Source organism: Bacteroidota bacterium, from assembly GCA_018692315.1.
Classification (GTDB): domain Bacteria; phylum Bacteroidota; class Bacteroidia; order Bacteroidales; family JABHKC01; genus JABHKC01.
On sequence record JABHKC010000153.1, the window covers coordinates 62,815 to 70,238 of the forward strand.

Annotated in this window: 5 protein-coding genes and 1 pseudogene; all 6 read left to right on the forward strand. The window is 30.9% G+C overall.

Features of this window, described 5'->3' with window-relative positions; all coding sequences use genetic code 11:
• Positions 1–61: 61 nt before the first annotated feature.
• The gene (locus HN894_11740) at positions 62–850 is read left to right on the forward strand and encodes a site-specific DNA-methyltransferase (protein MBT7143993.1); all 789 of its coding nucleotides are present in this window, start codon (positions 62–64) and stop codon (positions 848–850) included.
• A gap of 1 nt (position 851) precedes the next feature.
• Positions 852–1,599: pseudogene (locus tag HN894_11745) on the forward strand (type II restriction endonuclease).
• Positions 1,600–1,678: 79 nt separating this feature from the next.
• Positions 1,679–2,812 carry a saccharopine dehydrogenase gene (locus tag HN894_11750; GenBank protein MBT7143994.1) on the forward strand — a complete coding sequence of 378 codons (1,134 nt, stop codon included), beginning with the start codon at positions 1,679–1,681 and terminating at the stop codon, positions 2,810–2,812.
• A 102-nt stretch (positions 2,813–2,914) separates the two neighbouring features.
• A complete protein-coding gene (locus HN894_11755; protein MBT7143995.1) occupies positions 2,915–4,183 on the forward strand; it encodes a metallophosphoesterase in 1,269 nt (422 codons plus the stop codon).
• A 447-nt stretch (positions 4,184–4,630) separates the two neighbouring features.
• Complete coding sequence (locus tag HN894_11760) at positions 4,631–5,380, forward strand: T9SS type A sorting domain-containing protein (protein ID MBT7143996.1); 750 nt, start codon at positions 4,631–4,633, stop codon at positions 5,378–5,380.
• A gap of 39 nt (positions 5,381–5,419) precedes the next feature.
• The coding region (locus HN894_11765) for a hypothetical protein (GenBank protein MBT7143997.1) at positions 5,420–7,424 on the forward strand (2,005 nt) is incomplete at its 3' end.

The following is a 7,424-nucleotide window of genomic DNA, read 5'->3' on the forward strand; positions in this document are numbered from 1 at the left end:
GAACTTTTTAAAAAGACAGGATAAGTTGTGCATATTATTTATCAATAGTTAAATTTACAAAATGGAACTTGAAAAAATATACAATGAGGATTGTTTAATTACAATGCGCAATATTCCGGACAACTTCATTGATTTTATAATAACATCGCCACCTTACGACGATATTAGAAATTATAATGGTTATAAATTTGAATTTGAGAAAATAGCATGTGAATTATTCAGAGTATTAAAAAATGGGGGAATAATTGTTTGGGTTGTTGCAGATGCAACAATTGCAGGAAGTGAGTCGGGAACATCATTCAAACAAGCATTGTATTTCAAAGAAATTGGCTTCAGGCTTCACGACACTATGATTTATTATAAGAATAACCCAATGCCACAAACAGGAAAAAGGTATCATCAACACTTTGAATATATGTTTGTATTATCAAAAGGAAGTCCAAAAACATTTAATCCATTGACTGAACCAACAAAATATCAGGGACTTGCCAATATGAAAAACAGAGGGCAAAAAGGTTCCTTAAACTATGAAAAAGTTGAACGGACAACTGAAAAAAAAGTTGGTAATGTGTTTTTTTATTCGATAGGTGGTGGAATTTCAACCAAAGACAAGATAGCATATAATCATCCTGCAATATTTCCCGAAAAATTGGTAGCTGACCAGATTAATACATGGACTAATGAATCAGAGCTTATATATGATCCATTTATGGGAAGTGGAACAACTGCAAAAATTGCACATATATTAAATAGAAGGTGGATAGGTTCTGAAATTTCTAAAACATATGTAGAAATTGCTGAAAAGAGATTAAAATTGCATACGATGAATAACTTGTTTACAGAGAAATAACATGGATTTAGTTGAAAAAGGTTCACAAACTGCAAAGAACGGTTTCAGAAATGAAGACGATATTGTGAAAAAGTTTAACGAATGGGAAATTGATAAAGATGCTCAGAATTGGTTAATTTTGATGCAGTATGAACTTTCAGAAATTGAATTTGTTGAAGCTGTAAAAATTTCTGGATATAAAACTGATGTTCAAGTTCAAGTAATTATTAAATTGAAAAAAGCAATTGATGTTGAAAATATACAAGTTAAATTAGTAAGTAATTCGAAAGGATATAATCAAATAGATAAACGTTGGGTTGATAAATATGCAGAAATGTGGGATATTCCAAAGAATATTGTTTCTATTCTTAGAAGATATACTGGCGAAGAAAAGCCTACAATAAAAAGCCCAAAAGATAATCGAAGAATGTTTGCAACTGAATTTACCGAAAATGGAGCAAAATAATATAATTAGATGGTTGAATAAAAATCAATCATTAATCATATCTGACATATTAAAAGGACGTGGAAAATTTGCAGCTGAATGGATGTTAGTTGCTCAAAAAATTGAAAAGAATGCAAGGTGGATATTAAAACCTATGAACTTTTGTATGAATTTCTTTGGTAATGGAGAAATTGTGATTTCTACAAGAGGAAATTTCAAGATAGGAAGAATCACCATGCAAAGAAAAGGCGGTGATGGTGGCAGGGATACTGCTAAAATGCTGCAATTTAAAATAAATCCCGCTGAATTGTTTGATATTAAATAAAACACCAGCTCAAGTAAATTGATAAACTCTATCTTCACAATTTCCATATTTATGATATTTATTGCTTAGTGAAATTAAAATTATGACAAAAATAGTAGTTCTCGGAGCTGGTTTGGTGGGTGCACCAATAGCTTTTGATTTAGCAAAAGACAAAAATTTTAAAATAAGCATTGTAGATAAAGATGCAAAACCTTTAGAAAAGTTTGAGAATACCGCGATAAAAGCTATTTGCCGCGATTTATCGAATGCCGGTTCAGTGAAAGAAATAGTTAAAGATTTTGATTTTGTAGTAAGTGCAGTTCCCGGATTTATGGGATTTCAAACAATAAAAGCAGTTATTGAATCGAAAAAAAATGTTGTTGATATTGCATTTTTTCCTGAAGATCCATTTCTGCTCGATGAATTAGCAAAAAAAAATAATGTAATTGCGATTACCGATTGTGGTGTAGCTCCCGGTATGAGCAATATTTTAGTTGGACATGCTCATAATTTGTTAGACAAAACCGAAAATGTAGAAATTTACGTTGGAGGATTACCGCAGATTCGCCAAAAACCATTCGAATATAAAGCAGTTTTTTCGCCAATAGATGTAATTGAAGAATATACCCGACCTGCCCGTCTAATAGAGAATTTTCAAGTTGTAACAAAACCAGCATTGACCGAATGTGAATTGATGGATTTTTCAAAAATCGGCACACTTGAAGCTTTTAATAGTGATGGCTTACGCTCGCTGGCTTACACCATAGACGGAAAAAACATGAAAGAAAAAACTTTAAGATATCCTGGACATGTCGAAAAAATGAAATTGTTTAGAGAAACCGGTTTTTTCGATAAAAATGAAATTGAAATAAATGGGGTAAAAATTAGTCCTTTAGATTTCACTTCAAAAATACTTTTTCCAAAATGGAAATTGGAGAAAAACCAGCATGATATTACTGTTATGAAAATTCTTGTTGAAGGATATAAAAATGAAAAATATAAATCCTTCACATACGATTTGTTCGACAGATACGATTCTAAATCAGAAACACATTCTATGGCACGAACTACAGGATATACAGCGAGTTCTGCAATCAGAATGTTGATTAGTAACATTTACACTCAAGTGGGGATTACTGTTCCTGAGTTTCTTGGGAAAAATCAAAAATGTTACGAATTCATTATAGATGAGCTTGCCAAAAGGGGAATTCATTATATTGAAAAAATTGATTAAGAATTTGCCAAAATTACTGATATTATGATTGTTAGAATTATATCATTAATGTATTTTCCATAATTTCTAAAGATTCTTTAAATCTAAAACTATCAATTTTGTATGAGAACATATCTCCCAACAATAATAATTGTTCTTATAAATCTTTTGCTTGATTTATACGTTTTTAAAGGAATTAGAATACTTATAAAAAAAAGAATAATTAGAAAAACACCGAAAATTTCTATATACATATCTTATTGGTTTATAAGTTTTTTATATCTATTCTCTTTTTTGGTTTTGCTACCCGATACTCGCGAAATTGACAGTCGTCAGGAATATCATAAAATATTTACATTTATTGGTTTATGGGCATTGGTTTTTATTCCAAAAATTGCATTTACGATATTTCATTTTATCGAAGATATTTCAGAATTGATTAAGCGTTTAGTACAGAAAATCAGAAATATAGGAAATGTTTCTACCGATGAGTTACCTAAAATATCAAGAACAAAATTTATTTCTCAAATTGGAATTGTGTTTGCTTCCATTCATTTTTTTTCAATTTTATATGCTATCACTAAAGGTAGAAGTAACTATAAGATAAAAAACCAAAACCTATTTTTCAATAATTTGCCCTCAAATTTCGATGGTCTGAAAATTGTCCAAATCTCTGATTTCCATATCGGAAGTTTCTTTGGAAGCCCTGATGAGGTCGAAAAGGCGGTGAACATAATCAATGCACAAAATCCAGATTTAATTTTATTTACCGGGGATATGGTAAATAATTTTGCAAACGAAATGGAAGAATTTATCGATATTCTTCAAACCCTTGAAGCAAAATATGGAAAATATGCAATACTTGGCAATCACGATTATGGTAACTATATCGACTGGAAATCGAGTGATGAAAAAAATCAGAATCAAAAAGATTTGGTTGATAATTTCAAGAAAATAAATTTCAATTTATTGTTAAACCAAAACGATACGATAAAAATATATGATCAGGAAATTTCGATTATAGGAGTGGAAAATTGGGGTTTGCCACCATTTCCACAATATGGTAATTTGAAAAAAGCAGTGGAAGATGTCGAACCCGATAATTTCAAAATCCTATTGTCGCACGATCCAACTCATTGGGACGAACAGGTAGTTTCAAAAACAAATATAGACCTAACACTTTCAGGGCATACTCACGGAATGCAGATGGGAATTGATGTTTTGGGAATAAAATGGAGCCCTGTGAAATTTATTTATAAGCGATGGTCTGGTTTATATAATGAAAAAAACCAATATTTATATGTAAATATTGGTTTAGGATTTATTGCTTTTCCAGGGCGAATTGGAATGTTGCCGGAAATTACTGTGGTAGAACTTCATACAAAAGTCTAATCAAAATATCATAGAAATCTGTAAGCGAGAATTAGTAATAGTCTTCTTTCAGAGGATTCCAGTTTTTAGATGAATTTTATCTTTATTTCATTTATTGAAAAGTTGAAAATTCTGGATATGTTTTTTTTTAAGCCTTCATTTTAAATGATTAAAATCGCCGGTGCAAGCCATTTCTTTAAGGATAATAGGCAAAAAAAAATATTGTTTTTTGACGAAATGATTATTTTGCCTGACTAAAATTCTAACTCGAATGTAAAGGAAATTTTTTTATGTCTTATTTTAGTCTAAAAATGCCTTGATAATTAGATATATATAGGTAAATTGTTGTTTGTCCTGACCTGAAATATTTTAAACTTAACAACCATTTTGTAGAAATGGCGTATCATAAATTGTTCATTAATCAAAAACATTTTACTGATAAACTTATAAATTTTAATTGCAAACAACATGAAAATTACAATAAACATACTACTCACTTTTTTACTAACTACTTTTTTATTTTTAACATACACTAAAGCTCAAAATGTTGAAATTGATCAACTTTTCGGGAATTCTCATTTTTTGTTAGAGCAAATGGAAGATGTAGTTGTTGTCAGTATGGAAAAATCTCCTTGGGAGGCATTCACGCTAAGTTTAACTAATGGAAATTTTATTGAAAATTCTATTTGTAATATTCAATTCAAATCATTTGAAAACATAGATATCAGAGTCGATTTTAGTAATGGAAATACAATTTTTGAAGGAATCAAAGAAAGCATTGTTGGAATGGACAAGTTTCAAAATTTAGAATTCGACCTTTCTGATATTATTTCGAGCATTGATTACTCTTCAAATCCATACCTTATTATATATGTAAATCCCGGACATGAATATTCTGGAGAAATAATGCTTAAAACTATAAATTTCACCATGAATAGTGAAGCTGAAAAAGAATCATTAAGCGAGCAAATATTAGATTTTGAACTTTCGGTTTATCCAAATCCTGCTAATGATATTATAAATATTGAAATGCCGGAAGGATTCGAAGGAGAGATTGTTGTTAGAGATATTTCAGGTAGAGTGGTTTTTGAATCAACTGTAAACAATTCGTTTGAAACAATTTGTCAGGCAAATCTGTCTCATCTTCAATCGGGTTCCTATTTTGTTAGTATTATTGATGATGAAAATCTAATTTCAAAAAAAATACAATTATACTAATTGAATAACAAATTATAAATCAATATAAAACTCAAAAATATGAGAAAGATTTTTACTCGAACTTTTAATAATATACTTTCATTATCTATATGTATATATATTTTTTTTTGTATTAGCACAACTATAGCTCAAGATTCAAAACTGATACTTTCTCCATCGATGGTTACAAACGAATCAGGCTTTGGAAATGCCGGATCTATGGTTGACGAACAAGCAATTGCAGGCGATCCTGGAAATGGAAATGGGGGTGCTCCATCAACAAAATGGAAAGTAGGTTATTCTGCATCATACTTTCCAGCAAGTGCGTATATCGATTTAGGCTCAATGACCGACATTTCTCGTATTTACTTTTACGATTACAATAATGTTAAAGATATGATAATTGAATATGGTGAACCCGGCAATTGGCAATATCTCTTAACTGAACCATTAGATAAGTACAAAAAATGGAAAGAGCATTTTGTTTCTTGTAATACTCGCTATATTCGATTTACTCATACAGGCTCTGGTGCTTATTTTACTGAAGTTGTTGTTTATGTAAATAGTGTAGCTCCACAAATACCTTCAATTTCAGATTTTCAATCTGATTCAATTTTTGAAAATATAGCTTACCTGCAATGGACAGATGTTGTTACAGATTCCTTAATTGGAAATATCACAGAATATGATTTCAGATATAGTACAGAAATTATTACTGAGCAAAATTTTTACTCAAGAGCATCATATCCATTGATAAATATACCTGATTCGGCAGGAACAGTACAATATGCTCAAATACCAAATTTACAAGCAAATAAAATCTATTTTTTTGCATTGAAAGTCGTTGGAGACATCCCAAATACAAACCCAAACTTGTATGGAGGAGCAAGCATTAGATGTAGTGATATGTCTAATGTTATAGAAATTACAACTTTAGCTTCACAAACTCAGGGCGAATATAGATTAGTTTTAGAACCATCACAAGTTTTAAACGAACATAGTTTTGGTTTCCCGGAACGTATGATAGATGAACAATTGTTGTGTGGAGATCCTGCCAATTCAAGTTATGAACCAACTACTTGTTCATCTTCTGATATTAATAGCTCTCTTTTTCCGGTGAGCTCGTATATCGATTTGCGTGCAATTCACCATATAAAAAAAATATATCTGTTCGATTTGAATGGATCAGCTTATGTAAATATCGAATATGGAGAACCTGGTAATTGGCAATTTTTGTTAAGCGATCCATTAGATTCCTACAAAAACTGGGAGTTACATAATGTTGATATTTTTACAAGATATTTGCGTTTTACTTTAACCGATGGTGCCGCACATTTTGCAGAATTAGTTTTATACGCCTATGACAATGGTGTAAATCCGACAGAATCAAAAATCTACATGGACCCTTCTATGGTTAACAATCTTTCTGGATTTGGCGATGCGGGTAATTTAGTCGATGAACAAATCCTCTCAGGAGATCCGGCAAATAGTCCTGGCGGAAATCCTTCGGAAAAATGGAGTACTGGCTTTCAAAGTTCAATACCTTATCCTTGCTATGCCGTAATAGATTTAGGAAAACCATATACTTTATCTAAAGTGTTTTTATACGATGTTAATGCAACAGGAGAATTTACAGTTGATATTGGTACACAAGTCGAATGGATACCTATAATCTCTGATCAATTGACCGGATATTTAGCATGGAATCAGCATAATGTGGCAGTTACAACACGCTATTTGCGAATAGGCAAACATACTCCAACTTCAAATGTTTCAGAAATAATAATATATGGATTCGATTATTATCAAAATGTTATTGATACTATTCCTCCTGCAAAAGTAATCGACTTGATTGTTATTGATAGTACAACAAACTCGATATCGCTAAGTTGGACAGCTACTGGCGATGATGAATTTGAAGGAACAGCCTCAATTTATGATATCAGATATAGTTATTTGCCAATTACTGAACAAAATTTCGATCAAGCTAAGAAAATTTCAAATTCTCTTGTCATAGAAGAAGGAGGGACAACACAAAATATTAGTATTGATAGTCTTTTTTCTC

Excerpts from the sequence above, each read along its gene's own strand:
- HN894_11740 (MBT7143993.1), top strand. The coding sequence starts at position 62 with ATGGAACTTGAAAAAATATACAATGAGGATTGTTTAATTACAATGCGC.
- HN894_11760 (MBT7143996.1), top strand. The coding sequence starts at position 4,631 with ATGAAAATTACAATAAACATACTACTCACTTTTTTACTAACTACTTTT.
- HN894_11755 (MBT7143995.1), top strand. The coding sequence starts at position 2,915 with ATGAGAACATATCTCCCAACAATAATAATTGTTCTTATAAATCTTTTG.